The 255-nt window shown below is 47.1% G+C and carries 1 protein-coding gene; it reads left to right on the top strand.

The genetic code is table 11. The features are described 5' to 3' along the window. Nucleotides 1-13 precede the first annotated feature (13 nt). Nucleotides 14-255, top strand: a 242-nt coding sequence (locus FC091_RS15115) for a hypothetical protein (protein WP_246035976.1), incomplete at its 3' end; no start/stop codon positions are given.

The following is a 255-nucleotide window of genomic DNA, read 5'->3' as shown; positions in this document are numbered from 1 at the left end:
CACCGTAGCAGACATGGATGAAGTGTGGGTACGTGTAGAAGACCCAAATACAGCAGAAGGCTGTTACAAGGTAACACGCTTAGAGTTAATCGTAAATCCATTACCAGTGTTGGTTCAACCAGCACCATTGGTGTTGTGTGATGCCATAACCTTAGGGGATGAACAAGAAGCCTTCACGTTGGAAGATGCGAATGCCGAGATACTGAACGGACAGACAGGAATCACACTGACCTATTATGAGACCCAGCAGGATGC

Origin of the sequence: Winogradskyella algicola, from assembly GCF_005869935.1 — a bacterium.
In the GTDB taxonomy this organism is placed as follows: Bacteria; Bacteroidota; Bacteroidia; order Flavobacteriales; family Flavobacteriaceae; genus Winogradskyella; species Winogradskyella algicola.
The sequence above is the reverse complement of the archived record's forward strand: the minus strand, read 5'-3'. Positions and strand labels throughout refer to the sequence as shown.